General features: G+C 66.2%; 24 protein-coding genes and 4 tRNA genes. 10 read left to right on the forward strand and 18 right to left on the reverse strand.

Translation table 11 applies throughout. From position 1 onward, the window contains the following. Window positions 1-40: 40 nt before the first annotated feature. Window positions 41-1,597: a chloride channel protein gene (locus AP428_RS02215; protein ID WP_054927493.1), complete on the reverse strand. Its 1,557-nt coding sequence runs from the start codon at window positions 1,595-1,597 to the stop codon at window positions 41-43. 192 nt (window positions 1,598-1,789) lie between these two features. Between AP428_RS02215 and waaC the strand changes: the two genes are divergently transcribed. Then, the gene (waaC, locus tag AP428_RS02220; RefSeq protein WP_054927494.1) at window positions 1,790-2,788 is read left to right on the forward strand and encodes a lipopolysaccharide heptosyltransferase I; all 999 of its coding nucleotides are present in this window, start codon (window positions 1,790-1,792) and stop codon (window positions 2,786-2,788) included. A gap of 19 nt (window positions 2,789-2,807) precedes the next feature. Here the strand turns inward: waaC and AP428_RS02225 are convergent, their stop codons facing one another. The 9 genes from AP428_RS02225 to rph all read right to left on the reverse strand — a co-directional run bounded on the left by AP428_RS02225 (window position 2,808) and on the right by rph (window position 9,461). Continuing rightward, window positions 2,808-2,987: a hypothetical protein gene (locus AP428_RS02225; RefSeq protein ID WP_006486620.1), complete on the reverse strand. Its 180-nt coding sequence runs from the start codon at window positions 2,985-2,987 to the stop codon at window positions 2,808-2,810. 102 nt (window positions 2,988-3,089) lie between these two features. Continuing rightward, window positions 3,090-4,400, reverse strand: coding sequence for an MFS transporter (locus tag AP428_RS02230; protein ID WP_054927495.1), 1,311 nt, complete (start codon window positions 4,398-4,400; stop codon window positions 3,090-3,092). Window positions 4,401-4,706: 306 nt separating this feature from the next. Beyond that, window positions 4,707-5,198, reverse strand: a complete 492-nt coding sequence (locus AP428_RS02235) for an energy transducer TonB (protein ID WP_023475197.1) — start codon at window positions 5,196-5,198, stop codon at window positions 4,707-4,709. A 313-nt stretch (window positions 5,199-5,511) separates the two neighbouring features. Further along, entirely contained in the window at window positions 5,512-5,805 is a 294-nt protein-coding gene (locus AP428_RS02240) for a hypothetical protein (RefSeq protein WP_006476627.1), read from the reverse strand. A 372-nt stretch (window positions 5,806-6,177) separates the two neighbouring features. Continuing rightward, on the reverse strand, window positions 6,178-6,570 hold the full coding sequence (locus AP428_RS02245) for a hypothetical protein (RefSeq protein ID WP_054927496.1): 393 nt from the start codon (window positions 6,568-6,570) through the stop codon (window positions 6,178-6,180). Between the two features lie 141 nt (window positions 6,571-6,711). Beyond that, a tRNA-Ser gene (locus tag AP428_RS02250) sits at window positions 6,712-6,799 on the reverse strand. A 44-nt stretch (window positions 6,800-6,843) separates the two neighbouring features. Then, window positions 6,844-8,058 (reverse strand): radical SAM family heme chaperone HemW, encoded by a 1,215-nt coding sequence (hemW, locus tag AP428_RS02255; protein ID WP_011544847.1) that lies wholly within the window; start codon window positions 8,056-8,058, stop codon window positions 6,844-6,846. A 34-nt stretch (window positions 8,059-8,092) separates the two neighbouring features. Next, window positions 8,093-8,728, reverse strand: a complete 636-nt coding sequence (rdgB, locus tag AP428_RS02260) for an RdgB/HAM1 family non-canonical purine NTP pyrophosphatase (protein WP_054927497.1) — start codon at window positions 8,726-8,728, stop codon at window positions 8,093-8,095. After that, the gene (rph, locus tag AP428_RS02265) at window positions 8,721-9,461 is read right to left on the reverse strand and encodes a ribonuclease PH (RefSeq protein ID WP_006476623.1); all 741 of its coding nucleotides are present in this window, start codon (window positions 9,459-9,461) and stop codon (window positions 8,721-8,723) included. Before rph ends, rdgB begins: the two co-directional genes overlap by 8 nt. A 173-nt stretch (window positions 9,462-9,634) precedes the next feature. On the opposite strand from rph, the gene AP428_RS02270 reads away from it, so the two are divergent. The 4 genes from AP428_RS02270 to AP428_RS02285 all read left to right on the forward strand — a co-directional run bounded on the left by AP428_RS02270 (window position 9,635) and on the right by AP428_RS02285 (window position 13,941). Beyond that, window positions 9,635-10,558, forward strand: a complete 924-nt coding sequence (locus tag AP428_RS02270; RefSeq protein ID WP_012328100.1) for a YicC/YloC family endoribonuclease — start codon at window positions 9,635-9,637, stop codon at window positions 10,556-10,558. A 7-nt stretch (window positions 10,559-10,565) separates the two neighbouring features. Continuing rightward, window positions 10,566-11,249, forward strand: a complete 684-nt coding sequence (gene gmk / locus AP428_RS02275; protein ID WP_011544849.1) for a guanylate kinase — start codon at window positions 10,566-10,568, stop codon at window positions 11,247-11,249. 58 nt (window positions 11,250-11,307) lie between these two features. Next, window positions 11,308-11,511, forward strand: coding sequence for a DNA-directed RNA polymerase subunit omega (rpoZ, locus tag AP428_RS02280; protein ID WP_006025620.1), 204 nt, complete (start codon window positions 11,308-11,310; stop codon window positions 11,509-11,511). Window positions 11,512-11,574: 63 nt separating this feature from the next. Further along, on the forward strand, window positions 11,575-13,941 hold the full coding sequence (locus AP428_RS02285) for a bifunctional (p)ppGpp synthetase/guanosine-3',5'-bis(diphosphate) 3'-pyrophosphohydrolase (protein WP_006476619.1): 2,367 nt from the start codon (window positions 11,575-11,577) through the stop codon (window positions 13,939-13,941). Window positions 13,942-14,131: 190 nt separating this feature from the next. Here AP428_RS02285 and AP428_RS02290 read toward each other — a convergent pair. Beyond that, window positions 14,132-14,208: transfer RNA gene (locus AP428_RS02290), tRNA-Arg, on the reverse strand. Window positions 14,209-14,274: 66 nt separating this feature from the next. Further along, window positions 14,275-14,351 (reverse strand) — tRNA-Arg (locus tag AP428_RS02295). Between the two features lie 129 nt (window positions 14,352-14,480). Between AP428_RS02295 and greB the strand changes: the two genes are divergently transcribed. After that, window positions 14,481-15,044, forward strand: a complete 564-nt coding sequence (gene greB / locus AP428_RS02300) for a transcription elongation factor GreB (RefSeq protein WP_006476618.1) — start codon at window positions 14,481-14,483, stop codon at window positions 15,042-15,044. Between the two features lie 93 nt (window positions 15,045-15,137). Here greB and AP428_RS02305 read toward each other — a convergent pair whose 3' ends face one another. Together AP428_RS02305 and AP428_RS02310 are read right to left on the reverse strand one after the other, a co-directional pair. Continuing rightward, window positions 15,138-16,289: a porin gene (locus tag AP428_RS02305; protein ID WP_011694206.1), complete on the reverse strand. Its 1,152-nt coding sequence runs from the start codon at window positions 16,287-16,289 to the stop codon at window positions 15,138-15,140. 503 nt (window positions 16,290-16,792) lie between these two features. After that, window positions 16,793-17,059 (reverse strand): hypothetical protein, encoded by a 267-nt coding sequence (locus tag AP428_RS02310; RefSeq protein WP_011544851.1) that lies wholly within the window; start codon window positions 17,057-17,059, stop codon window positions 16,793-16,795. Window positions 17,060-17,453: 394 nt separating this feature from the next. On the opposite strand from AP428_RS02310, the gene AP428_RS02315 reads away from it, so the two are divergent. Further along, entirely contained in the window at window positions 17,454-17,657 is a 204-nt protein-coding gene (locus tag AP428_RS02315) for a cold-shock protein (RefSeq protein WP_006476615.1), read from the forward strand. Between the two features lie 141 nt (window positions 17,658-17,798). After that, window positions 17,799-18,926 carry an exonuclease domain-containing protein gene (locus AP428_RS02320; protein ID WP_006476614.1) on the forward strand — a complete coding sequence of 376 codons (1,128 nt, stop codon included), beginning with the start codon at window positions 17,799-17,801 and terminating at the stop codon, window positions 18,924-18,926. Between the two features lie 33 nt (window positions 18,927-18,959). On the opposite strand, the gene AP428_RS02325 is transcribed toward AP428_RS02320, so the two are convergent. Together AP428_RS02325 and AP428_RS37085 are read right to left on the reverse strand one after the other, a co-directional pair. Then, window positions 18,960-19,553 carry a chorismate mutase gene (locus tag AP428_RS02325; protein WP_054927498.1) on the reverse strand — a complete coding sequence of 198 codons (594 nt, stop codon included), beginning with the start codon at window positions 19,551-19,553 and terminating at the stop codon, window positions 18,960-18,962. 223 nt (window positions 19,554-19,776) lie between these two features. Then, the gene (locus AP428_RS37085; RefSeq protein WP_162499609.1) at window positions 19,777-19,881 is read right to left on the reverse strand and encodes a chorismate mutase; all 105 of its coding nucleotides are present in this window, start codon (window positions 19,879-19,881) and stop codon (window positions 19,777-19,779) included. A 239-nt stretch (window positions 19,882-20,120) separates the two neighbouring features. Here AP428_RS37085 and AP428_RS02330 point away from each other — a divergent pair, with 239 nt between their 5' ends. Both AP428_RS02330 and AP428_RS02335 read left to right on the forward strand, forming a co-directional pair. Further along, the gene (locus AP428_RS02330; RefSeq protein WP_041489169.1) at window positions 20,121-20,510 is read left to right on the forward strand and encodes a DUF2946 domain-containing protein; all 390 of its coding nucleotides are present in this window, start codon (window positions 20,121-20,123) and stop codon (window positions 20,508-20,510) included. Window positions 20,511-20,638: 128 nt separating this feature from the next. After that, window positions 20,639-23,011, forward strand: coding sequence for a TonB-dependent receptor (locus AP428_RS02335; protein WP_054927499.1), 2,373 nt, complete (start codon window positions 20,639-20,641; stop codon window positions 23,009-23,011). A gap of 229 nt (window positions 23,012-23,240) precedes the next feature. Here the strand turns inward: AP428_RS02335 and AP428_RS02340 are convergent, their stop codons facing one another. Continuing rightward, window positions 23,241-23,495, reverse strand: coding sequence for a GlsB/YeaQ/YmgE family stress response membrane protein (locus AP428_RS02340; RefSeq protein ID WP_006476609.1), 255 nt, complete (start codon window positions 23,493-23,495; stop codon window positions 23,241-23,243). 622 nt (window positions 23,496-24,117) lie between these two features. Next, window positions 24,118-24,193 (reverse strand) — tRNA-Thr (locus tag AP428_RS02345). Window positions 24,194-24,247 lie beyond the last annotated feature (54 nt).

Here is a 24,247-nt window from a genome sequence, read left to right on the forward strand (position 1 = left end):
CGGCGCGGCCGGTCTACTACCGGCCGGCGCCCGTCGTGATCTACTGAGCGTCGCGCGGGCCGTGCTGTTGCGCCGGGCCGTTTGCGTCGGTCGCGGCCGGCCCGGCATCGTGCGTCGTCGCCGTGTCCGCGGCGCTGTCGGCCGCCGCCGCAGCGGCCGGCTCGTTACCGCTTTCGTCGCGCAGCGTGTCGAGCGGATCGGCGGGGGCCGCGGTTGCATCCTGGGGTTCGGTCACGCCGGTCATGTTGTCCGCCGCGGCCGCTGCGGTTGCCGCGGCCGGCGCGGCGGCCGCGACGGGCGGCGCGAGATAGCGCTGCGCGAGCGTTTCGTAGAGCGGCGGCGCGAAAAAGCGCGATACCCGGCTCGATACCAGCGCGGTCGCCATCAGCGAAATCACGAGCGCATGACCGTTGATCATTTCCATCACGATCACGAACGACGTGATCGGCGCCTGCGTGACGGCGGCCAGATAGCCGACCATCGCGAGCGCGATCAGCATCGGGAGGCTCATGTCGCTGAACACGGCATGCAGCACGTTGCCGAAGCCGGCGCCGATCGACAGCGACGGCGCGAAGATCCCGCCCGGGATGCCCGGCAGGTACGACGCGACCATCGATACCATCTTCAGGAGCGGATAGAACACCGACAACTGCTGACTGCCGTCGAGCAGGCCGCGCGCCTCCGCATAGCCGCTGCCGAACGTCGTGCCGCCGGACACGAGCCCGACGACGGCGATCGTGAAGCCGCACAGCGCGGCGAACGCGACCGGCCGCTCGCGATACAGGCCCAGCAGTTGCGCGGGCAGCCAGCGCCCCGTATTCAGCAGCAACCAGCAGAACAGGCCGCCCGCGATGCCCGTCACGATCGCGGTGACCAGCACCGCGACCGCCAGCAGCTTCGGGAAATGGAGCCCGGCGTTGATCGTGCCGAAATACGTGTAGTTGCCGTTCAGCCCGAGCGCGACGACGCCGGCAAGGATGATCGCGGTGATCAGCACGCCGCTGGCACGCGCGGAGAAGCTGCGGGTCAGTTCCTCGATCGCGAACACGATGCCCGCGAGCGGTGTGTTGAATGCGGCCGACAGCCCGGCCGCGGCGCCGGCCAGCACGAGCTGGCGTTCGATCTGCGCGTTCGAACGCGGGTAGAAGCGTCGCAGGTTGAACATCAGCGCCGCACCGACCTGCACGGTCGGCCCTTCGCGGCCGATCGTGAAGCCGCCGAGGATGCCGAGGAACGAGATCAGCACCTTGCCGAACAGAATGCGCAGCGTCAGCAGCCGGGCGCCGAATGCGCTCGGGCTGGCATGCAGCGTCGCGATCACCTGCGGGATGCCGCTGCCCTCGGCGCCGCGGAAAAAGCGACGTGTCGTCCATGCCGACAACGCGGCGATCGCCGGGGTCAGCAGCAGTGGCAGCCAGACGGCGTGATCGCGCATCGCGCGGAAAGTCTCGTAACCCCAGTCGATCAACCGGGCGTACAGGACGGCCGCGAGGCCGACGACGATCGCACCGAGCCAGAAAACTCCGTATTGGCGCCAGATTCGCAGCGAGCGGCGGGTGAGGGCGGGAAACAGCGCGGGAAGGGCAGGGCGCGGCATTGGCTCGGGCCGGAGGGCAAAGAGTGGATTATAAAAAGAACGGGATGCCAGCGGGGGCGTCAAACGTTCTTAGTGAGCGACAAAAATCCACAAAGAGATGCAATTTGTTGCAAATGTAATGTTGGCGTAATGTCTGTACATAGCAACCGTCGTTAGCATGCCAAGATGGCCCGTCAGGAATCCCCGCGAATCGTGAAACGTATCCTCATCGTGAAAGTGACGTCGCTCGGCGACGTCGTCCAGACGCTGCCCGTCGTCGCCGACCTGCATCGCGCGTTCCCCGGCGTGACGGTCGACTGGGCCGTCGACGAATCGTGCGCGGAGGTCGTACGCTGGCATCCGGGTGTGAGCGCCGTCCTGGGCGCGCCGCTGCGCCGCTTCAAGAAACTGCGCAATGCCGGCGACCTGAAGGCGATCTCGGCCTCGATCGGCGCGTTGCGTGCGCACCGCTACGACGCGGTCATCGATCTGCACGGCGTGTACAAGAGCGCGATCATTTCGTCGCTGGCGCGTGGCGCGCGTCGCTTCGGCTACCAGACGCAGGATCTCGGCGAAACGGGCGCGCGCTTCGCGTATTCGCACCGTTTCGGCCCGCGGCCGGACTGCGACGCATGGCACGGAATGCGCGTGAGTGCCGGCGAAGCGCTCGGCTACGTGCCGGAAGGGCCCGCCATGCACGGCATCGTCGCGCCGCAGGATGCGAACCTGCCGGCCGCCGTGACCGACGGCGGGCCGTTCATGCTGCTGTTCCACGCGACGTCCAATCCCGACAAGAAATGGCCGGCCGAGCACTGGGCCGCGCTTGCCACGGAGATGATGGCGCGCGGCGTGCGCGTGCTGCTGCCGTGGGGATCGGCGGCCGAGCATGACGACGCGCGGGATATCGCCGCGCGTGCGCCGGGGGCGATCGTGTTACCGGCGATGACGGTGCGTGAACTCGGTGCGGCGCTTGGCCGGGCCGCGCTCGTGGTGGGCGTCGATACCGGGTTCGTGCACATGGCGCACGCACTGCAGCGGCCGACCGTGATGATTTTCGTCGCGACGTCGCGCCACCATTGCGGCATCGGCGGCGCGCCGCATGCGCTGTCGATCGGCGAGCCGGGCGCGATGCCGACCGTCGACGAGGCGCTGGGCGCGATCGATGCGGTCTGCCCCGCCTATGGCGCGTTGCGCGCGCGGCTGACCGCCTGACGCGGCGCGGCGGCCGCGATCACGCGAGCAACGCCTCGACCGTGACGACGGCGGCGATGGCCGCCAGGTTCGCCAGCAGCGCCTCGAACACGAGGCCGCGCCAGGTCTTCGGCCGGAACCGCAGCGCGAGCAGTAGCGCGCCGCCCAGTGCGAGCGCGAGGATCAGGACGAGGTCGGCATTGGCGAGGCGGATATTCATCGCGGCGGCTCCTTGTCGGGGCGGGACCGGGCGCGCGACGACACGCCCAGGATCGAGTATAGGCATCGCCCGCCGCCCTGCAACCCGGGTCGCCCCGGAGGGTCAGACGAGCGACGCGTCGCGCGTTTCGCGCATCAGCAGGACACCGATCAGGCTGATCGCCGCCGCCACCGATACATAGCCGCCGACCCACGACAGTCCGCCGCGCGCGGCCAGCAGTTGCGCGATATACGGTGCGATCGACGCACCGAGAATCCCGCCGAGGTTGTACGCGACGCCCGCGCCCGTATAGCGGACGTTGGTCGGGAACAATTCCGGCAGCAGCGCGCCCATCGGGGCGAACGTCACCCCCATCAGGAACAGCTCGATCGTCAGGAACAGCGCGACGAGCGGCATCGATCCGCTGCCGAGCAGCGGTTCCATCGCGAACCCCGACAACAGCGCGGCGATCGCGCCGACGACCAGCACCGGCTTGCGCCCGAAGCGGTCCGACGCCCATGCGGACAGCGGCGTCGCGAGCCCCATGAAGACGACCGCGAAACACAGCAGGCCGAGGAAGCTCTGGCGCGGAATATGCAGCGCCGACACGCCATACGACAGCGAGAACACCGTCGAGATGTAGAACAGCGTGTAGCAGACGACCATCGCGAGCGCGCCGAGCAGCGTCGGCCGCCAGTGCTGCGTGACGAGTGTCGCGACCGGCACGCGCACGCGCTCGTTGCGGTCGAGGGCCGCCTGGAACGCGGGCGTTTCGGTGATCTTGAGCCGCACGTACAGGCCGAGCGCGACGAGTACCGCGCTGACGAGAAACGGGATGCGCCAGCCCCAGCTGCGGAACTGGTCGTCGGACAGCGACAGCGCGAGCGCGAAGAACAGGCCGTTCGACATCAGGAAGCCGACCGACGGCCCCAGTTGCGGGAACATCCCGAACCAGCCGCGCTTGCCCTGCGGCGCATGCTCGGTCGCGAGCAGCGCCGCGCCGCCCCATTCGCCGCCGAGGCCGATCCCCTGCCCGAAGCGCAGCACGCACAGCAGCACCGGCGCGAGCGCGCCGATCGTGTCGTAGCCGGGCACGAAGCCGATCGCGGTGGTGGACACGCCCATCACGAGCAGCGAGGCGACGAGCGTCGACTTGCGGCCGATGCGGTCGCCGAAGTGCCCGAACAGGAACGAGCCGATCGGGCGCGCGATGAAGGCGATGCCGAACGTGACGAACGCCGACAGCGCTTGCGCCGTTGCTGAGCCGTGCGGGAAGAATACGGGGCCGATGACGAGCGCGGCGGCCGTCGCGTACACGTAGAAATCGTAGAACTCGATCGCGGTGCCGATGAAGCTCGCGAACACGATGCGCCGGTGGCTGACGGCGCCGGCCGAACCGGTTGCGTGTGCAACGGCCGGGGGGGATGCGGACATGGATGTCTCCGTTTTGTCGTTGGGGTGCTCGGCCGAGCGTACGCTCGGGCAGGCGACGGCCTGCCGGGAGCGGCCGGGCAAATGAGTGATGCGGATGACGCGGTGGCGGCGTGGACGCGCGCCGTCGCGCGGACGTCACCCGCCGGTCGACGATGGAGACGGGTAGGTCGCCGCCGCCCGGTGCCGGCGTGGTCGGCTCGCTTGCCGGGTGGGGCGTGCGAACGCATGCGCGGCGTGATGGCCACGCGAGTGCGGAAAATTATAGCCAGCGCCGCCGCTCACCGGCAATCGGGCCGCGGCGGCGCATCAATCGATCGATTGCGCCTGCGCGGAGGCGGTGCTTTGCAGCTGGAAGTGGCCGTCGTCGTTGAAGAGCCAGCCTTCCATCAGTTCGAGCCGGCCGTTGCCGTCGAGCAGCCGCGACGGCGGCGCCGGCAGCGGAGCCGAGCGGCGCAGCGACGCGAGCGCGAGCGCTTCCGCTTCGCTGTCGCCGTTGCTGCGATAGACGGATGCGTTGACGACGCGGCCACTGCCATCGACGGTGAAGGCGACGACGACGAGCGAACGGAGCATGGCCTGCGGTGTGCCGTGCAGCATGCCGGACGGATTGCGTTCGGCGACACGATGCGCGACCTCGACGCGATACTGGTCGAGATTGCCGCTGCGTATGACCGACGGAATCGTCAGGACCGAGCGTAGCGACGAAGGCGGCGTGATCGTGCACGCGGCGAGCAGGGCGACGGCGGCCAGCGCGGCAACACGCAGCCGGGCGACGCGCGGACGGAGAAGGGGGCGCATGAGGTGATGGCCGGGAGGGACGATAAAAAAATGATAGGCGCCCCGGCGCGAGACGATATGGGGAGAAACGCATAGCGCGCTGGATCGGCCGCCGGGATCGCTGATGATGACGGCCGGGCGCCGCGTCGAGCAACCGTGCAACGTGCGTGGTGATGTGACGCGACATGTGACAGCGGCCGCGGCGGACGCGCGTGTTGCAAGGTTGAAAGCCACGGCATGCTGCGGTCGATCGTTCGGCTGGCGCAGCGGTCCGCCGAGGCGGCAACCTCGACCGCACCTCCCGGGCAATCGCCGGCGACGTGCGTCGGCCGGTTCAGAAGCCGTGCGTGACGAGCGACAGTACCGACAGGTCGGGGTGCGTGCCGTCGATGATGCTCTTGCCGATGTGGATGGCTTCGTGGGTCGCCTCGTCGAGGCTCGCGAAGCTTTCCTCGCCGTCCGCGTGAAACGGCACCGCATGGCCGGGCAGCGCCGGATTCACGCCCGGATGGCATACGTAGCCGGTGTAGGTATAGCGCGTGTCGCTGCCTGGCAGCGTGGCCGGCACGACATGGATCTCGAAGCCTTCGTAATCGACGTGGTCCGTCGCGGTCGACAGGTCGGTCATGGCGATCTCCGTGTGCCGCGCGCAGGGGTGGCGCGTGCGGCATCGAATACATCGAACACGCGGCGGCGTTCGTGTCGCCGTGTTGAACGAATTCTAGGCGATGGCGGGGCGGGCCGGGAGGCGTCCGGCTGTGTGCGGCGGCAGGCGTCCGGGCGCGCGTACCGTGTCGATCCGGCGCCGATTCCACGAGCGAGCGACGGAAATGCGGATCATCGTATTTTTCGCGTCGGGCGCCGGTGCGCTGCCTGACGTGCTGGTCCGGTTTGCATGACCGAGCGCCGCCGCCCGTGCCCACCGGGCAGGTGCCGCGCAAGGCGCGGCGTGAACCCGCGTTCCGTCTCGACCGACGGCGCGTGTCGCACCGCGACTTCGTTACTTGCAGCGCGCGTCCTTGCGCTGCACGACGACGATCACCGGATACTTCTGGCCATGGTCGAGTTCCACGCGCGCGACGACGGTCAGCGTCGCCGGATCGGAATCGTCGTACACGCTGACCTGTTCGTTGCGCAGGTAGGTCACGCCGGTGCAGTTCGACGTGCGTCCGTCGTCGCCCACCTTGCACTGAAGCTCGTTGTCCTTCAGGTAGTTGTATGGCGACGGGCTCGCGAGATATTCGCTGAGGCCGCGCGGTGAACCGCCGACGCCGGTCACGTACGCGATCGCGCACGACGCCGGCGCGTCGCTGCCGGAGGCGGTGTCGGCCGCTGCATGCGTGCTGACGGCGGCCAGCACGGCGACGAGCGACGAGACGAGGAAGGGCTTCATGACGTGGATTTCCCGTTTCGCGAATCGGAGCGCGGGATTGTAACGGCATCCGGCGCGACGCGTCGGAACGTGCGGGGCGCACGCGAGCGGACAAACAAAAACCCCGTCATTCTGCGAATGGACGGGGTTCGGCGAACTTCCTGGCGGAAGCGGTGAGATTCGAACTCACGGACAGTTTCCCGTCGCTGGTTTTCAAGACCAGTGCCTTAAACCGCTCGGCCACGCTTCCACACGAGGCGGCATTGTAACCGAAATGCCGCGTCGTTCATGCGTTCAGTCGTCGCGCAGGAACAATTCCTGCAGGTCGTTGAGGAAACGCTGGCCGAGCGGCGTCGGCGCGATTTGCGTGAAATCGCGTGTGATCAGCCCGCGCCGTTCCGCCTCCTTCAGCGCCGGCTCGATCGTGCTCATCGGCAGGCCCGTGCGTTCCGCGAAGCTGTGCACGGGGAAGCCCTCGACGAGCCGCAGCGTGTTCAGCATGAATTCGAACGGCAGGTCGCGCGCGCCGACTTCACGCTCTTCCTGCACGGCCGTGCCGGCCTTCGCCTGCTCGATGAAGGTCGCCGGATGCTTGTAGCGCGCCTGCCGCAGGATCCGGTTCGGGAACGACAGCTTCGTATGGGCGCCCGCGCCGATCCCGAGATAGTCGCCGAAGCGCCAGTAATTCAGGTTGTGCTTGCACTGATGATTCGGCTTTGCGTATGCGGACACTTCATAGCGCCCGTAGCCGGCTTCGGCCGTGCGCGCATGGATCCATTCCTGCATGTCGGCCGACGCGTCGTCGTCGGGAACGACGGGCGGGAACTTCGCGAACAGCGTATTCGGCTCGAGCGTCAGGTGATACAGCGACAGGTGCGGCGGTGCGAACGACAGCGCGGTCTCGATGTCGGTGCGGCATTCGTCCAGCGTCTGGTTCGGCAATGCGAACATCAGGTCGAGGTTGAAGTTGTCGAAGTTCTTCGCGGCGATCTCGACGGCCGCGCGCGCCTGCGCGGTGTCGTGAATCCGGCCGAGCGCCTTGAGGTGCGCTTCGTTGAAGCTCTGGATGCCGACCGACAGGCGGTTCACGCCGCTGGCGCGGAACTGCGCGAACTTCGCGGCTTCGAACGTGCCCGGATTCGCTTCTAGCGTGATCTCGGCATCGGCGTCGAGCGGCAAGAGCGCGCGCACGTCGGACAGCATCCGGTCGAGGCCGGCCGCCGACAGCAGGCTCGGCGTGCCGCCGCCGATGAACACGGTATGCACCTGTCGGCCCCACACGAGCGGCAGCGCCTGCTCGAGGTCGGCGCGCAACGCGTCGAGATAGTCGGCTTCCGGGAACCGTTCGCCTTTCCATTCGTGCGAGTTGAAATCGCAGTACGGGCACTTGCGCACGCACCACGGGAAATGCACGTACAGCGCGAGCGGCGGCAGCGACGTGAGACGCACCTGGCCGGGCGACGTGAAGGTCGCGACCACGCGCGCGCCGGTGTCCGCGGCCTGGCTCATGCGACCTCCTGCAGCGAATGGGTATCGAGCAAACTCATGCTTCCTCCGCGAGCCGCGCGAGCCGCGCGAGCAACGCCTTCAGCGCCAGCGCGCGATGGCTGTGCGTGTTCTTCACGGCCGGCTCGAGTTCGGCCGCCGTCGCGCCGAGCGACGGCAGGTAGAAATACGGGTCGTAGCCGAAACCGTGTTCGCCGCGTGGCGTATCGACGATCTCGCCGGCCCAGCGCCCTTCGGCGAACAGCGGCTCCGGATCGTCCGCATGGCGGACGAGCGCGAGCACGCAGCAGTAATACGCGCGCCGGTCGTCGACGCCGCGCAGTTGCTCGACGAGATACGCGTTGTTCGCCGCGTCGCCCTTGTCGCGGCCCGCGCGCTGCGCGTAGCGTGCCGAATAGACGCCCGGTGCGCCGCGCAGCACGCGCACGCACAGGCCCGAATCGTCGGCGATCGCCGGCAGCCCGGTGAGCCGCGACGCGTGGCGTGCCTTGGTCAGCGCGTTCTCGATGAACGTGCCGAACGGCTCTTCCGCCTCCGGCACCGCGAGCTCGCCCTGCGGGACGATCTCGATGCCGACCGTCGAGAACAGCGCGGTGAATTCGCGCAGCTTGCCCGGGTTGTTCGACGCGAGAACGATGCGCGACAGCGGCGCGACGGTGCGGTCGTCAGGCATGGCTCGCACCCAGGACATCCTTCTGCAACTGCACCAGCTCGGCGATTCCGCCCTGTGCGAGGTCGAGCAGCGCGTTCATCTCGGCGCGCGAGAACGGCACGCCTTCGGCGGTGCCCTGGACTTCGACGAAGCCGCCCGCGCCCGTCATCACGACGTTCATGTCGGTGTCGCAGCGCGAATCTTCCGCGTAGTCGAGGTCCAGCACGGGCGCGCCTTCGTACACGCCGACCGAGATCGCGGCGACGTGGTCGGTGATCGGCGAGCGCGCGAGCTTGCCGGCCGCGATCAGCGTCGACACGGCGTCGTGCGCGGCGACGAACGCGCCGGTGATGCTGGCCGTGCGTGTGCCGCCGTCGGCCTGGATCACGTCGCAGTCGATATGGATCGTGCGCGGACCGAGCGCCTCGAGATCGAACACCGCGCGCAGCGCGCGGCCGATCAGGCGCTGAATTTCCTGCGTGCGGCCCGTCTGCTTGCCGCGTGCGGCCTCACGGTCGCTGCGCGTGTGGGTCGCGCGCGGCAGCATCCCGTATTCGGCAGTCAGCCAGCCTTGCCCGCGCTCGCGCAGGAACTCGGGCACGCGCTCGGCGACGCTCGCGGTGCAGAGCACCTTGGTATCGCCGAATTCGACCAGCACGGAGCCTTCGGCGTGTTTCGTGTAGTGGCGCGTGAGGGCGACCTTGCGCAGTTCGTCGGCGCGGCGGCCGCTCGGGCGGGAAACGGAAGACGTCATGGGGAAATCGCGGAAGGAGAGGAAACCTCGATTTTAGCGCCGAACGGCGGGCGTGCCCGGCGGGGTGGTCCGCAAAAATGGGATAATGCGCGCTTCCCGCCCCGCGCCTTCCGATGCGCCGGGCGCCTCGATGTATTCCCCGCCCGCGAGGGCACCAGACGGCGAGACGAACCATGATCTACAGCATGACGGGCTACGCGAGCGCGACGCGCGAACTCGCGACGGCTGCCGGCAACGGCGGCACCAGCGTGTCGGTCGAACTGCGCACCGTGAACTCGCGCTTCCTCGATCTCAATTTCCGGATGCCGGACGACGTGCGTGCGTGCGAACCCGCGCTGCGCGAAATGCTGATGAACAAGCTGTCGCGCGGCAAGGTCGACGTGCGGATCAACCTGCAGCGCGGCGAGCAGAGCATCGGCGCGGGCGCGCTGAACCAGTCGGCGCTCGGCCAGCTTGCCGAGCTGGAACGCGCGGTGCTCGATTCGTTCCCGGGCGTCGGCCGCCTGCGCGCGGGTGAAGTTCTGCGCTGGCCCGGCGTGCTCGCCGAGAGCGGTGTGTCGGCCGAGGCGATCCGCGACGCGGTGCTCGCCTGCGGCAAGGAAGCGATCGGCGAGCTCGTCGTCGTGCGTTCGCGCGAAGGCGCGCAACTGGCGACGATGCTGCTGTCGAACGTCACCGAGATGGAGGCGATCGTCGCGCGCATCACACCGCTCGTGCCGGAGTTGATCGCGAAGCATCAGCAGAAGATCGTCGAGCGGCTGCAGGAAGCGCTCGGCCTCGCGGCGCCCGAAGGCGGCTCGACGGTCGTCACGCGCGAGGAAGCCGCGGAGCGCATCCGTCAGGAAGTGACGATGTACGGAATCCGGATCGACATCGCGGAAGAGCTGTCGCGGCTCACCGCGCACCTGAATGAAACGCGTCACGTGATCGAGAAGGGCGGCCGCGTCGGCAAGCGTCTCGACTTCATGATGCAGGAACTGAATCGCGAAGCGAACACGCTCGGCTCGAAGGCGGCGGCGAAGGAACTCGCCGACGCGTCGATGGCGCTGAAGCTGCTGATCGAGCAGATGCGCGAGCAAGTGCAAAACCTGGAGTAAAAGCAACATGACCGATTCCACCCGCGACGGCCACGCGTCGCATTCGCTGCATGGCGGCGTCTATCCCGGTAACCTGTTCATGGTCGTCGCGCCGTCGGGCGCCGGCAAGTCGACGCTCGTGAATGCGCTGCTGTCGAAGGACAGCGACATCTGCCTGTCGATCTCGTACACGACGCGCAAGCCGCGCCCGGGCGAGCAGGACGGCCAGCACTACCACTTCACGACCGTCGAGGATTTCCGCGCACGTCACGCGGCGCACGAATTCCTCGAGAGCGCGGAAGTGCACGGCAACTACTACGGCACGTCGCGCGTCTGGATCGAAGAGCAGATGAGGAACGGCCACGACGTGCTGCTCGAAATCGACTGGCAGGGTGCGTTGCAGGTGAAGAAGCAGTTCCGCAACGCGGTCGGCATCTTCATCCTGCCGCCGTCGCTCGATGCGCTCGAAGAGCGCCTGAAGAAGCGCGGCCAGGACGAACCGAACGTGATCACGCGGCGCCTGCTGGCCGCCGGCAGCGAGATCGCGCACGCGTCGGAAGCGGAATACGTGGTGATCAACGAGAATTTCGAGCGTGCGCTCGCGGAACTCGAATGCATCGTCGCGGCGACGCGCCTGCGTTTTGCTTCGCAGTACGCGCGACACACGGAGCTGTTCATCGACCTCGGCGTCCATCTGCCCCACGCGGAATGACGCGGGGCACGAGGGACATAAGGTAGAATAAGGACTATATTCAGAAGGAATTACCAACATGGCTCGCATTACCGTCGAAGACTGCCTGAAGCAAATCCCGAACCGCTTCGAACTGGCGCTCGCCGCCACCTATCGCGCGCGGCAGCTCGCGCAAGGCCATACGCCGAAAATCGAAAGCCGCGACAAGCCGACCGTCGTCGCGCTGCGCGAAATCGCCGCCGGCCAGGTCGGCGTCGAGATGCTGAAGAAGGTGCCGGTGTAACGCGCATCCGGCCCGTTCCAGCCATGTAGTCCACGCGCGCAACGACTCGACCTGGAGGCGAATATGAGCACCACCCCATCGTCCGCCTCCGCGGATTCGACCACCGAAGCCACGGCCCAGTCGCCTGCGCGCCAGTACATCGACGCGGTCCTCGAACAGTCCTTCCGGCATCTGTTCGGGCCGACCGCCACACCGGAGCAGCCGCGCAAGCACGGCGTCGTTTCGATCGCGAAACTGACCGCCGCGCTTGCCGAGTATCTCGCTCCGGACGAAATCAAAGAGGTCAAGGCGGCGTTCCACTTCAGCGACGAAGCCCACCTCGGTCAATATCGCCAGAGCGGCGAGCCCTACATCACCCATCCCGTCGCCGTCGCGGAAATCTGCGCCGGCTGGAAGCTCGACGCGCAGGCCGTGATGGCCGCGTTGCTGCACGACGTGATGGAAGACCAGGGCGTGACCAAGAACGAGCTGGCCGAGCGGTTCGGCCCGAAGGTCGCCGAGCTGGTCGACGGCCTGTCGAAGCTCGACAAGATGGAATTCCGCAGCCGCGAGGAAGCGCAGGCGGAAAACTTCCGCAAGATGCTGCTCGCGATGGCGCGCGACGTGCGCGTCATTCTCGTCAAGCTCGCCGATCGCTTGCACAACATGCGCACGCTCGGCGCGGTGCCGATGGAAAAACGCCGCCGCGTCGCGCGGGAAACGCTCGACATCTACGCGCCGATCGCGCACCGGCTCGGGTTGAACAACACGTATCGCGAGCTGCAGGACATGAGCTTCGCGAACTTCAACCCGCATCGCTACGCGACGCTCGAGAAGGCGGTGAAGGCCGCGCGCGGCAATCGCCGCGAAGTGATCAGCAAGATCCTCGAGGCCGCGCAGCGCGCGATGGCCGACGCGAAGATCGATGCCGAGATCACCGGCCGCGAGAAAACCATCTACAGCGTCTATCGCAAGATGCGCGACAAGCAGCTGTCGTTCTCGCAGGTGCTCGACGTGTACGGCTTCCGCGTCGTCGTCGACAGCCCGCTCGACTGCTACACGTGCATCGGCGCGCTGCACGCGCTGTACAAGCCCGTGCCCGGCAAGTTCAAGGATTACATCGCGATCCCGAAGATCAACGGCTATCAGTCGTTGCACACGACGCTCGTCGGCCCGTTCGGCGCGCCGATCGAGTTCCAGGTGCGTACGCGCAAGATGCACGAGATCGCCGAGGCGGGGGTCGCCGCGCACTGGCTGTACAAGAACGGCAGCGCGGACCTCAGCGACGTGCAGAAGCGCGCGCATCAGTGGCTGAAGTCGCTGCTCGACATCCAGAGCGAAGCGGGCGATTCGAGCGAATTCCTCGAGCACGTGAAGATCGACCTGTTCCCCGACGCGGTCTACGTGTTCACGCCGAAGTCGAAGATCATGGCGCTGCCGCGTGGCGCGACGGCGCTCGATTTCGCGTATTCGATCCACAGCGATCTCGGCAACCAGTGCGTGGCCGTGAAGATCAACAACGAACTGCTGCCGCTGCGCACCGAATTGAAGAGCGGCGACATCGTCGAGGTGATCACCGCGCCGTATTCGAAGCCGAACCCTGCATGGCTCGGCTTCGTGCGCACCGGCAAGGCACGCTCGGCGATCCGTCACTACCTGAAGACGATGCGCCTGAACGAGTCCGTGCAGCTGGGCGAGCGGCTCGTTGACCAGAGCCTGAAGGGCTATGGTCTCGCGCTGGCCGACGTCGAGCCGGAAGTGTGGGAGAAGCTCGTGCAGTGGACGGGCAACAAGAGCCGTCAGGAAATCTTCGCGGACATCGGCCTCGGTCGTCGCGTCGCCGCGGTGATGGCCAAGCGCATCGAGGTGCTGATGAGCGGCCGCGACGCGGACGACGATCTGCCGAAGTCCGAGCGGCATCCCGCGCATCATGCGCCGCCGGTCGTGATTACCGGCACCGAAGGGATGTCCGTGCAGTTGTCCGCCTGCTGCCGGCCGATCCCGGGCGACGCGATCATGGGCTACATCGGCATCGGTCTGGGCATGGCGATTCATACGACGGACTGCCGTGTCGCGCAGCGCATCCATCGCCGCGATCCGGGCCGCTGGATCGACGTCGAATGGGCGCCGCAGCCGGGCCGCCTGTTCGATGTCGCGGTGAAGGCGCTGGTGAAGAACACGAAGGGCATCTTCGCGCGCGTCGCGGCGGACATCACGTCGGCCGACGCGAACATCGTTCATATCGCGATGGACGAGGATCTGACGCACGAATCGACGGTGCTGCGCTTCGTGATCCAGGTCAGCGACCGCGTGCATCTCGCGAACGTGATGCGGCGCGTGAGAACCAATCCCGACGTGATGCGGATCATGCGCGAGCGCTCGACCGACGACGGTGCGCATGCGCGCCATGACGGCGGCATGCGTATCGAGCGCGAGCGGCAGGACTACTGACGCTCACGTGCCCTGGCGGGTGGATTCGATGCTCGACGGACGGCGGCCAATGGCCGCCGTTTTCATTGACGCCGACGAAAGGGTGCGCGACGTTGGCGGCACGTTGCCGAAGGCATCCGGGCGATGGTGCGAGTGAGAAGGGCGGGCGCAAAAAGAAAAAGGGCTTTCCCGAAGGAAAGCCCTTTTAAGGTGGCGCGGCTGGCAGGATTCGAACCCACGACCCCTTGGTTCGTAGCCAAGTACTCTATCCAACTGAGCTACAGCCGCACGCAACAACAAACTTCTACTGCTTCGAACTGAAAGGGCCTTCGGTTCGGAAGGCCCTCGAAAAAGTGGCGCGGCTGGCAGGATTCGAACCCACGACCCCTTGGTTCGTAGCCAAGTACTCTATCCAACTGAGCTACAGCCGCACGCAGAAGCGGAAGTATAGCAGAGTCGTATAAAAAGGGAAGCCTTATTCGCGAATTTGGTGCCATGGCCTTGGCCGGCCGCCCTTCGTGTACCCTTGGGGGATCAGTCATCCACGTTGAATCTGCATCATGAACAAGGCGTTTGTCAAAGAGTCGGACGGTGACGACGACGATCTCGACCAGGCTCAACCCGCGATTCCGGCGGGTGCGAAAAACTACATCACGCCGGCCGGCCACAAGCGGCTGCGGGACGAGCTGCTGAACCTGATCGACGTCGAGCGCCCCGAGGTCGTGCGGCTCGTGTCGTGGGCCGCATCGAATGGCGATCGGTCGGAGAACGGCGACTACATCTACGGCAAGCGGCGGCTTCGGGAGATCGATCGCCGCATCCGCTTCCTGACGAAGCGACTCGACCTCGCCGAAGTCGTCGACGCGAGCCGGCAGGAGAATGTCGACCAGGTGTTCTTCGGCGCGACGGTCGATTACGAGACGCCAGACGGCGAGGATCACACGGTGACGATCGTCGGGATCGACGAGGTCGACCTCGATCGCGGCTGCGTCAGCTGGATTTCGCCCGTCGCGCGTGCGCTGATCAAGGCGAAGATCGGCGATACCGTCACGCTGATGACGCCGGCCGGCCCGCAGCCGATCGACATACTCGACGTCCGGTATCCGGCGCGGGGCGACGCCTGAGCATATCGGTCCGACGCAGCCAAGAAAAAGCGCCCCGATGGGGCGCTTTTTTATTCGCGTGTACGTTGCGTTGGCGTTGGCGTTGCCGGTTGCTCAGAAGCGATGGCGCAGGCCGGCGGTCACCGCGATCTGCTTGTTGGTCGACGAAGCGCCACCGAGGCCATTGACATAGGCGCCGATGCCCAGGCCGTCCGTGCTGACTCGCTGATACACGCCTTGCACATACACGTCGGTCCGCTTGGACAGCGCATAGTCGGTCTGCAGGTTGAACTGATTCCAGCCCGGATGACGGCCGTCCAGGAAGCCGGCGGTGTACGTGTACGACCCGGCCAGCGACAAGGCCGGCGTGAGCGCGTAGCGCGCGTTCACTTCGTAGTTGTTGAAGCGGGCGAACGTGCCGTCGAGACCCAGGCCGCTCGACACGCCCGAGGCGCCCGCGGAGATGCCGAGCGCCCGGTTCACACGCGTTTGCGTGAATACGAAGCCGGCCGTGGCGGGGCCGAACGTGTAGTTCAGGCCGCCGCCGAACACGCGCTGACGCTTGCCGACGAACGTGTTGTCGCCTGCCACCGCGCCGGCGCTGTTGGTGACCGCAGCTGCCGTGAGCCCCGAGGTGTCATTGTTCAACTGCAGGTAGCCGGCGCCGATGTTGAAGCCGGCGTAGGTGTACGACACCCCCGCGCTGTATGCACGGTTGTTCGAGAACTGGTTGCTGTTCGAGAAGCCGTACAACGCGCCGAACTTCAGGCCGCCGAAATTGACGCTCGTATATTTGACCGAGTTATTGATCCGGAACGAATTGTTCAGGTTGTCGTTGTCGAACGGGTGGGCAAATTGAGTGCCGCCGAATTGCGTGCCGGTCAGCGACAGCGGCCCGATGTAATCGACGACGCTATCGTATTGGCGACCGAGGGTGAGGGAGCCAAACTGGTCTTGCGACAGGCCGACGAACGCCTGGCGGCCGAACTCGCGGCCATTTTGGCCCAGCGTGCCGTTGGCGATGTTGAAGCCGTTCTCCAACACGAAGATGGCTTTCAGTCCGCCGCCGAGATCTTCCGTGCCGCGCAGGCCCCAGCGGCTGCCGTTGATCTGGCCGCTGCGCTCCGACCATGAGCTATGCCCGCCCTGATTGTTCGTGTAGGTGATGCCTGCATCGATCAGGCCGTACAGCGTAACGCTGCTTTGAGCATGGGCTGCGGTAACGAATACACCCGACAACGCGGTGACGATCAGGGTTTTTTTCATGGATCTGTCTCCAAACAGGATGATGTCGATCGAACCTGCGGCGGACTGGCCGTGTTTTGCTTGACGCTGTAGCCGGCCCGGCAGAGCGGCGGTGCGCTTATCAGAAAGCCATCCGCAGTGTACGGAGGGTGCGAAGCAGGCGCGGCTCACACTTTAAGAAATAGTGTATTTTGGAATCCGCAAAAATTAAAAAAAACGCGGAAACCATTGCCGGGTAAGGGTTTGCGGCAGTGCGGCGAAGGGAAATAGCGATCAGGAGTACGTAACGGGCGTTGCGCGTGTGCGACAGACGGTCAGCGGCGGACAGGAGCGGCTATAGCGCGATTATTGACACATCGGCAATAGAGGTTTGTGTGGAGCATGGATAATGAAAGGTGGTTCTCTCGCTATACTGCGATCTCTGCTTTCCGAAGCAGACTTTTTCGTTGACGGAAAAGATCTCCAAACCTTTGTCGGCGCGACTTCCCAGTCGCGCTTTTTTTTTGCCCCGCTGCCCGGTGCGCTTACCGCGTGTACGAGCGGCGCTTGCGCTTGCCCGCGGGCGCGGCATCTTCTGCTTCGACCGGCGGCGGCGTGTAGGTCCAGTCTTCCATCACGTAGTGACGGGCATCCAGGGGCGATGCGAGCAGGTTCTGCCAGTGATCGCCGTGCCACGTCATATCGAATTCGGTGTCGCACGGCGCTTCGCGCGCGGACTCGGCCAGGGCGCGGGACTTGCGACGTACGCGTCCGAGCCGGCTCGCGAAGCGCTTGATTCCGTCCAGCCACATGACCCTCTCCTTCCTTTCGGCGTTGATTCAGGATCGCAACGTCCCCGGATTTCCGCAACCCGGAAAAAACCCGAGGATTTTACCGGGTCGATTTGTCCCCGGTAGGAATTTCACGGCCCGCATTATTAACGATCCGGTCCCGGTAATATTGACAGGTTTTTGATGCGAATCAATTAATCAAACGCGATGGTGTACCGATTCCAGTGGTATTAGCGTATTTTCGATAAAAGAGCCGCCAAAAATTTTCTTGACGCACCCGGATTGTCCAATTTATAAAGTCAGCACTCCGTCCTCGGGCGTGCGTGCTGGTGCGGGTGCCGGCGCAATGTTTCGGGATTTCGGGTAACGGCTATAAAAATAGCTTTTTTGATCTTATCGAGTGGGGAACGAAGACATGGATACCGGTATCGTGAAATGGTTTAACGATGCTAAAGGCTTTGGTTTTATTACGTCGGACAATGGCGGTGAAGATTTGTTTGCGCACTTTTCCGAAATCCGGATGGACGGCTTCAAGACGCTGAAGGAAAACCAGCGTGTCTCGTTCGACGTCAAAGTCGGGCCGAAAGGCAAGCAGGCAGCGAATATCCAGGCGGTCTGACGCGCCACGCATTGCCGATCACGTCCGGCCCCCGCATCGCGGGGGCTTTTTGCTTTCCGGGGACGGAACGACCCCGTCCGGGCTGGTCGCGAGTACGCATGCCGGTGCATACTCACGGAAGCATCGTTTCCCAGTCTTTTCATGTCCGATTCCCGTCCGTCCGATCCCGCCAGCGAACAGCCGCTCGTCTTCGTCGACCTTGAAACCACCGGCGGCTCGCTCGCCGATCACCGCATCACCGAAATCGGCGTGGTCGAAATCGGACCGCTCGGCGTATCGACGTGGACGAGCCTCGTCAATCCGGGGCAGGCGATTCCGCCGTTCATCCAGCAACTGACGGGCATTTCGGACGCGATGGTGCGTGACGCGCCGACGTTCGCGTCGCTCGCGCCGGCACTGTTCGAGCGGCTCGACGGCAAGCTGTTCGTCGCGCACAACGCGAGCTTCGACCGCGGCTTCCTGCGCGCCGAATTCGAGCGCGCCGGGCTGGCCTTCAATCCCGATGTGCTCTGTACGGTGCGGCTGTCGCGCGCGCTGTTTCCGCGCGAATCGCGGCATGGGCTGGATGCGCTGATCGAACGGCATGGGCTCGTTCCGGCCGCGCGCCATCGCGCGCTGGCCGATGCCGACCTGCTCTGGCAGTTCTGGCGCCAGTTGCACGACATCGTGCCGCTCGAGCGGCTGCGCGAGCAGATTGCGCGGACGACGCGCCATTTCCGTCTGGGCGGCGATCTCACCGAGGCCTGGCTGGATACCGCGCCGGCAGGGTGCGGTGCGTATGCGCTGTTCGGGGAGCGTGACGAAGCGCTGTATGTCGGTCGCAGTGTGCGCGTGCGGCAGCGGCTGCGTGCGCTGCTGACCGGCGAGCGCCGCTCGTCGAAGGAAATGCGGCTCGCGCAGCAGGTGCGGCGCGTCGAATGGCGCGAGACCGGCAACGAGCTGGGGGCGATGCTCGCCGAAGCGCAATGGATCGCGCGGTTGCGCCCGTCGTACAACCGGCGCCCCGCAGCCGACGCCGTCCGCGCGGGCGGGGCGCCCTGGCCGTTCGAAGGCGCCGTCGCGTTCGAGGCGAGCGGCGAGCGCCGCCTGTTTCACGTGATCGACGGCTGGTGCTATCTCGGTTCGGCGGAGTCGCTCGATGCGGCCGCGCGGCTCGTGGCCGACGCGACGGACGGCACGTTCGAACCGTTCACCCATCGCCTGCTGCAGACGCATCTCGCGCGCGGCCTGCAGGTGATTCCGCTCGTGGCGCTCACGCCGGCGGATTGAGCGCCGCGACAGGCCTTCGTCACTGCACCCGCGTCAGCCGATCGCGCTGGCCCCGCCGGCGGAGCAGACGTGCGACAGCGCGGTATCGAGTGCCTGCGTCTGCGTGGAGTCGTAGCGCGTGAGCGTCTTCCAGTTCGCGATGCTGCGCGCGAGCCGCGCCTGGCAATCGGGCGCCTCGCGAAGCGGGGCGACCTGCGCGAGACCGGAGAGCATCTTCTGCGTCAGCCGGTCGAGTGCCGGCCGCGTGCTGGTGGCGAGATCGGGCGGCGCGCCTTCCGGCGGCCGTGTCGTGCGCCAGGTCGCGAACAGTGCGTTCTGCACGTCCTTGCTTGCCGTGATCTGATCCTCGAAGAAGGTTCGGGCGAACGCGGGATCGATGCCGGCCTGGATGGCACGTTTTTCGACTTCGGTGAGCAGGGCGGCTTCGCGCGGCCGGTCCTCGATGGCCTTGTGATTCGCCCATTTCCATCGCGCCACGGGTTCGGCGAGCGCGAGGCGCTGCGACGCGAGCGCAACGACGTTGGTGAGGGCGGTGTCGTCGCCGTCTGCACGGGCGGTATGCGGCGACGAAAGGAGGGCGACGCCGAGCGCGGCGACAGCGAGGCTGGCACGAATGGCTTGCTTCATCGGAACGATCGGGAGAGCCGGGCGGGCCGGACGTGGAAAACCAGAAGAATAGACGAAGACAGTCGCGCGGCGTAGCGTCGCGACAGGAGAATCAGCAGGCGTGCTGATCCGGCACCGTCAGGCTGTTGCGGCCCGGGTGCGAGGCGAATTGTGCGCGAAGCGCACGGATGTACCGCACGATAGCGAGGATCGACACGTGGCGGTTACAGAACCGGACTGACGTTCACTTCGGCGCGTACAGCTTGTGCTGCTCGTCGAAGAATGCCCGAACGTGCTCGGGCAACTCGGCGAGGAATTCCACGCCGACGGGTTCCGGATCCGGGCTCATCACTTGCTCCGGCGGTGGCATGCGAGTTGGTCTTTCGTCCATGATCGTTTCTCCAGCAGGTTCAATGATTATCAACCTCGCGCTCGAATTTATGCCAGCGGCGAATCGTTAGATTTTGTCTCTGTTGTATTAACGGCACATGCGCTCCGACGTGAAGTGCGATGCCCGGTATTGCCGCTTCGCGATCGGCAACAATCGGGCCGCTTGTTATACTTGCGCGCACTTTTTCCTGGACCGCGATGAGACGAACGACGCGATGGATCGGCCTCGTATGGCTGGCGCTGGTACTGAACGTACTGTCGCCCGTCGTCGGCTACGCGCGTCTCGCGTCGAGCGGCTCCGGCGCCCTCACGCTCGAGTTGTGCAGTGCAGCGGGCGCCCGTCAGGTCGTGCTCGCGCAAGCGGACGACGACCACGACACGTCGTCGCTCGACCATGCCGGCGTCCCGCATTGCGTGTACTGCCCCGGCTTCGCGGCCAACGTCGCGCTCGGCACGAGCCTGCCCGCGCTGCCGGGCTTCGTGCGCACGTTCGCGTATCGGGTGGCCGCGCCGGTCGTTTCCGATGTGCCCCGCAAGGGCATTCGTCTCGCGCAGCCGCGCGCCCCGCCTGAAAACGTTCCGGTCTGATTGATGTCGTCCGCGCGCCCCGGTGGCGCGCGAGCCGCCCGCGGCCCCGGTCCGCGCGTCGCGCCGTTCGTGCGCGGCTTGCGCCCCTGTGTCCGGCGGCGTCCGATCACGTTTTCAGGAACTCACTCATGTCGTTCACCTTTGCCGCGCGGCCCTCGCGCGGCCGGCTCGCGCTCGCCTGCGCGGCCGCTTTCGCATGGCCGGCCGCTTACGCGGCTGCCACCGACGATGTCCGCGCCGGGACCGCCCGCGGCGGTGGCGTCGATCGTCCCCCGACCACTGCGACCGCCGCGCCGGCTGCCGCCGGCGTCGCGGCAGCGTCCGCACCGGCCGGCGATACGCTGAGCGCCGTCAGCGTGACCGCGCAGCGGCAACCGGTCGACCCGGATACGCCGGCCGTCGTCACGTCAATTACGCGCGAGCAGATCGATGCGCATACCAACGTCACCACCGAGGACGCGCTGAAGTACGCGCCGAACCTGATGGTCCGCAAGCGCTACATCGGTGACCGCAACAGCATATTCGCGGGTCGCGACTTCAACGAACTGCAGAGCGCGCGCGGGCTCGTCTATGCGGACGGCGTGTTGCTGTCGAACCTGCTCGGGTCGAGCTATGCATACCCGCCGCGCTGGTCGCTGATTCCGCCCGACGACATCGCGCGCGTCGACGTGCTCTATGGCCCCTTTTCCGCGCTCTATCCGGGCAACGCGATCGGCTCCACCGTGCTGCTCACCACGCGCCGCCCGGAACAGCTCGAGGCGTCGGTGTCGACGCAGTTCTTTACGCAGCGCTACCACGACGGCTACGGCTTTGCCGACAGCTTCGGCGGCAATCACCAGACCGCGCGGATCGCGAACCGCGTCGGCCGGTTCTGGTTCGCGCTGTCGCTCGACCGGCTGGAAAACAACGGCCAGCCGATGCAGTACGCGAGCCCCAATTCGGCCTACAACCCGAAACTGGGCGCTGCCGTGCCCGTGACGGGCGCCGCGACCGACATCGGCCCCAACGGCAAGCCGCGGACCATCGTCGGCGCGCAGACGATCGAGCGGACCGAACAGCTCAACGAGACGGTCCGGATGGGCTATGCGTTCACCGATCACGTCGATGCGACGCTGACGCTGGGGCATTGGGAGAACCATTACCGGCAGCACGGCGAGACCTTCATGCGAGATGCGGCGGGCAATCCCGTCTACGGCGGCAACGTATCGATCGGCGGCCAGAACATGACGGTCGCGCCGAATGCGTTCGCGCCGCAGCGCGGCGACCAGGAGAACTGGCTGTACGCGCTCGGGTTGAACGGCCGGCTCGATTCCGGTTGGCGGCTGTCGGGCGTCGTGTCCGCGTACGACGTGTCGCGCGACGTGCTCCGCGCGGCCTCGACCGTGCAGGGTGGGGCGGGCACGCTGTTCCAGGGCGACGGCACCGGCTGGCGCACGCTCGACCTGAAGGCCGAGGCGCCGGCAGTGAAAGGTCATACGTTCACGTTCGGCTATCACTACGACAACTACTTCCTGCGCAACGTCACGTACAACACGGCCGACTGGCTGGCCGGCCCGACCACGTCGCTCGCGAGCGTCTATCGCGGCGACACGCGCACGCAGGCGCTGTTCGGGCAGGACGCGTGGCGTTTCGCGCCGCGCTGGCTCGCGACGCTCGGGCTGCGCTACGAGCGCTGGGACGCGTATGGCGGCGCGCTCGGCAATGCGCGCGGCACGCTCGGCTATGCGGACCGCGGCGCGAACGCGCTGTCGCCGAAAGTCGCGCTGCAGTGGGACGCGACGGAGGTCTGGCGCTTCCGGCTGTCGTTCGCGACCGGCACGCGGTTCCCGACGGTCGGCGAATTGTTCCAGGGCACGATTTCGAACAACGCGATCGTCAACAACAACCCGAACCTGCGGCCGGAGAAGGCGATCGACTGGGACTTCACGGCCGAACGCGACGTGGGCGTCGGCGTCGTGCGCGCCAGCGTGTTCCAGAGCGATCTGCGCGACTCGATCTACAGCCAGACGACGGTGTCGGGCGCGACCACCGTCACCAACATCTCGAACGTCGATCGCGTGCGCGTGCGCGGCGTCGAACTCGCGTTCAGCGGCGAGAACGTCGGGGTGCGCGGGCTCGATCTCGACGCGAACGTATCGGCGAGCAACGCGCAGATCCTCGCCGATGCCGCGAACCCGGCCTACGTCGGTTCGCGTTTCCCGCGCATTCCTCGCATGCGCGCGAACGTGCTCGCGTCGTATCGCTTCGACGAGCACTGGCTCACGAGCGTCGGCGTGCGCTACTCGGGCCGCCAGTTCAACACGCTCGACAACAGCGACGTGAATCCGGACGTCTACGGCGGCACGAGTTCGTTTACGGTCGTCGATCTGAAGGCGCGCTACCGCTTCGATCGTCACTGGACCGCGTCGGCCGGCATCGACAACGTGACGGACCGCCGCTACTACACGTTCCACCCGTATCCGGGCCGCACGTTCTATGGAGAACTGAAATGGTCGCTGTGAAATCGAGGCCGCGGGCGGCGCTCGTTGCGGGATGGCGAGGGGCGATGTCGCGCCCCGTGTGGATCGGGCGCGATGGCGTGCACGAAGCGCGCAGCGGATTGCCGAAGGCCGACGTGCTCGACCGCGGGTTGCGGCACGCGAAGCGCTGACGGAGCCGGTGGCGCGCGGCGAACCGGCCGCGCGCCGCGCCCGATGCGAAAACGCGCCCGAAGGCGCGTGGAGAGAAACGTCAGGCCGCTCGCCTGAATAGCCGGATCACGAACAGCAGGATCACCGCGCCGATGACCGCGACGATCACCGAGCCGATGAAGCCGCTGCCGATGCTGATGCCGAGCAGCCCGGCAAGCCAGCCGCCGATCACCGCGCCGACGATCCCGACGATGATGTCGACGATCAGCCCGAAACCGCCGCCCTTCACGAGCAAGCCGGCAAGCCAACCGGCGATCGCGCCGATGATGAGCCACATAATCAAGCCATGAGTCATGGTGGTCCTCTCCTTGGGTTGAGTCGAAATGACCGGGCACCGGCTGTCGCACGCCGCAAGCGGGTTGAAAGCGGCATGCGGCCGTCGCGCCGCCCACGCAATGTAACGCGATAGACGGGTCAGGATCGTTAAGTAATGTTATGCACCCTTAAGCAGATTTTCCAGGGGATTTGTCTGGGTACGGTACGGCTCGTGTGTGCGCGATGCATGGTGAGCAGGAGATCGATGTGACGGCCATGTCGCCCGCGTGTGCGGTGCCTGGGGGCGAGCACGGGCCGTCGGGCTGCACGAGATAGAGGATGCCGTTGCATTCACGTCGAGCAGCCGGCTTTCGTCGTCATGGCCGCGGGAGGTCGTGCCGCCGCGTACCGCGAGGGGCGGCCGATGCGATCGACGGGCATGAATGGGGGGGGAATGTCGTGCGGAGGTGTCGGCGGGGTTGCGCAGACAATGTGCCGCCACGATGATCGCGACGGACAACGTGCGCATGCGGTCGCCGAACGCGGACGCGAAGATCGTGGATCTGTGTGATGGGGGCAGTGCGTCGCCGAGGGACTGCAGGATTTCGGCGCCGGAAAAGAGAAAAGGCCTGACAAGCATCGCTTGTCAGGCCTTTATATCTTGGTGCCGGAGATAGGAGTCGAACCTACGACCTTCGCATTACGAATGCGCTGCTCTACCAACTGAGCTACACCGGCAGCAGAGAAATGAAATTATATGGTGAAATCCGCGATCTTGGCAATAGGTTTTGC

The sequence above is a fragment of the Burkholderia sp. E168m22 genome (genome assembly GCF_001319805.1).
Classification (GTDB): domain Bacteria; phylum Pseudomonadota; class Gammaproteobacteria; order Burkholderiales; family Burkholderiaceae; genus Burkholderia; species Burkholderia orbicola.

Bases quoted from the DNA above. Each gene is read 5' to 3' on its own strand.
- rph (WP_006476623.1), bottom strand. From the start codon at position 9,461: ATGACGTCTTCCGTTTCCCGCCCGAGCGGCCGCCGCGCCGACGAACTG.
- rpoZ (WP_006025620.1), top strand. From the start codon at position 11,308: ATGGCTCGCATTACCGTCGAAGACTGCCTGAAGCAAATCCCGAACCGC.
- AP428_RS02285 (WP_006476619.1), top strand. From the start codon at position 11,575: ATGAGCACCACCCCATCGTCCGCCTCCGCGGATTCGACCACCGAAGCC.
- AP428_RS02330 (WP_041489169.1), top strand. From the start codon at position 20,121: ATGAGACGAACGACGCGATGGATCGGCCTCGTATGGCTGGCGCTGGTA.
- gmk (WP_011544849.1), top strand. From the start codon at position 10,566: ATGACCGATTCCACCCGCGACGGCCACGCGTCGCATTCGCTGCATGGC.
- AP428_RS37085 (WP_162499609.1), bottom strand. From the start codon at position 19,881: ATGAGCCCGGATCCGGAACCCGTCGGCGTGGAATTCCTCGCCGAGTTG.
- AP428_RS02245 (WP_054927496.1), bottom strand. From the start codon at position 6,570: ATGAAGCCCTTCCTCGTCTCGTCGCTCGTCGCCGTGCTGGCCGCCGTC.
- AP428_RS02235 (WP_023475197.1), bottom strand. From the start codon at position 5,198: ATGCGCCCCCTTCTCCGTCCGCGCGTCGCCCGGCTGCGTGTTGCCGCG.
- AP428_RS02240 (WP_006476627.1), bottom strand. From the start codon at position 5,805: ATGACCGACCTGTCGACCGCGACGGACCACGTCGATTACGAAGGCTTC.
- AP428_RS02225 (WP_006486620.1), bottom strand. From the start codon at position 2,987: ATGAATATCCGCCTCGCCAATGCCGACCTCGTCCTGATCCTCGCGCTC.
- AP428_RS02320 (WP_006476614.1), top strand. From the start codon at position 17,799: ATGTCCGATTCCCGTCCGTCCGATCCCGCCAGCGAACAGCCGCTCGTC.
- AP428_RS02315 (WP_006476615.1), top strand. From the start codon at position 17,454: ATGGATACCGGTATCGTGAAATGGTTTAACGATGCTAAAGGCTTTGGT.
- AP428_RS02305 (WP_011694206.1), bottom strand. From the start codon at position 16,289: ATGAAAAAAACCCTGATCGTCACCGCGTTGTCGGGTGTATTCGTTACC.
- greB (WP_006476618.1), top strand. From the start codon at position 14,481: ATGAACAAGGCGTTTGTCAAAGAGTCGGACGGTGACGACGACGATCTC.
- AP428_RS02310 (WP_011544851.1), bottom strand. From the start codon at position 17,059: ATGTGGCTGGACGGAATCAAGCGCTTCGCGAGCCGGCTCGGACGCGTA.
- AP428_RS02270 (WP_012328100.1), top strand. From the start codon at position 9,635: ATGATCTACAGCATGACGGGCTACGCGAGCGCGACGCGCGAACTCGCG.
- AP428_RS02335 (WP_054927499.1), top strand. From the start codon at position 20,639: ATGTCGTTCACCTTTGCCGCGCGGCCCTCGCGCGGCCGGCTCGCGCTC.
- rdgB (WP_054927497.1), bottom strand. From the start codon at position 8,728: ATGCCTGACGACCGCACCGTCGCGCCGCTGTCGCGCATCGTTCTCGCG.
- AP428_RS02325 (WP_054927498.1), bottom strand. From the start codon at position 19,553: ATGAAGCAAGCCATTCGTGCCAGCCTCGCTGTCGCCGCGCTCGGCGTC.
- AP428_RS02340 (WP_006476609.1), bottom strand. From the start codon at position 23,495: ATGACTCATGGCTTGATTATGTGGCTCATCATCGGCGCGATCGCCGGT.
- AP428_RS02215 (WP_054927493.1), bottom strand. From the start codon at position 1,597: ATGCCGCGCCCTGCCCTTCCCGCGCTGTTTCCCGCCCTCACCCGCCGC.
- hemW (WP_011544847.1), bottom strand. From the start codon at position 8,058: ATGAGCCAGGCCGCGGACACCGGCGCGCGCGTGGTCGCGACCTTCACG.
- AP428_RS02230 (WP_054927495.1), bottom strand. From the start codon at position 4,400: ATGTCCGCATCCCCCCCGGCCGTTGCACACGCAACCGGTTCGGCCGGC.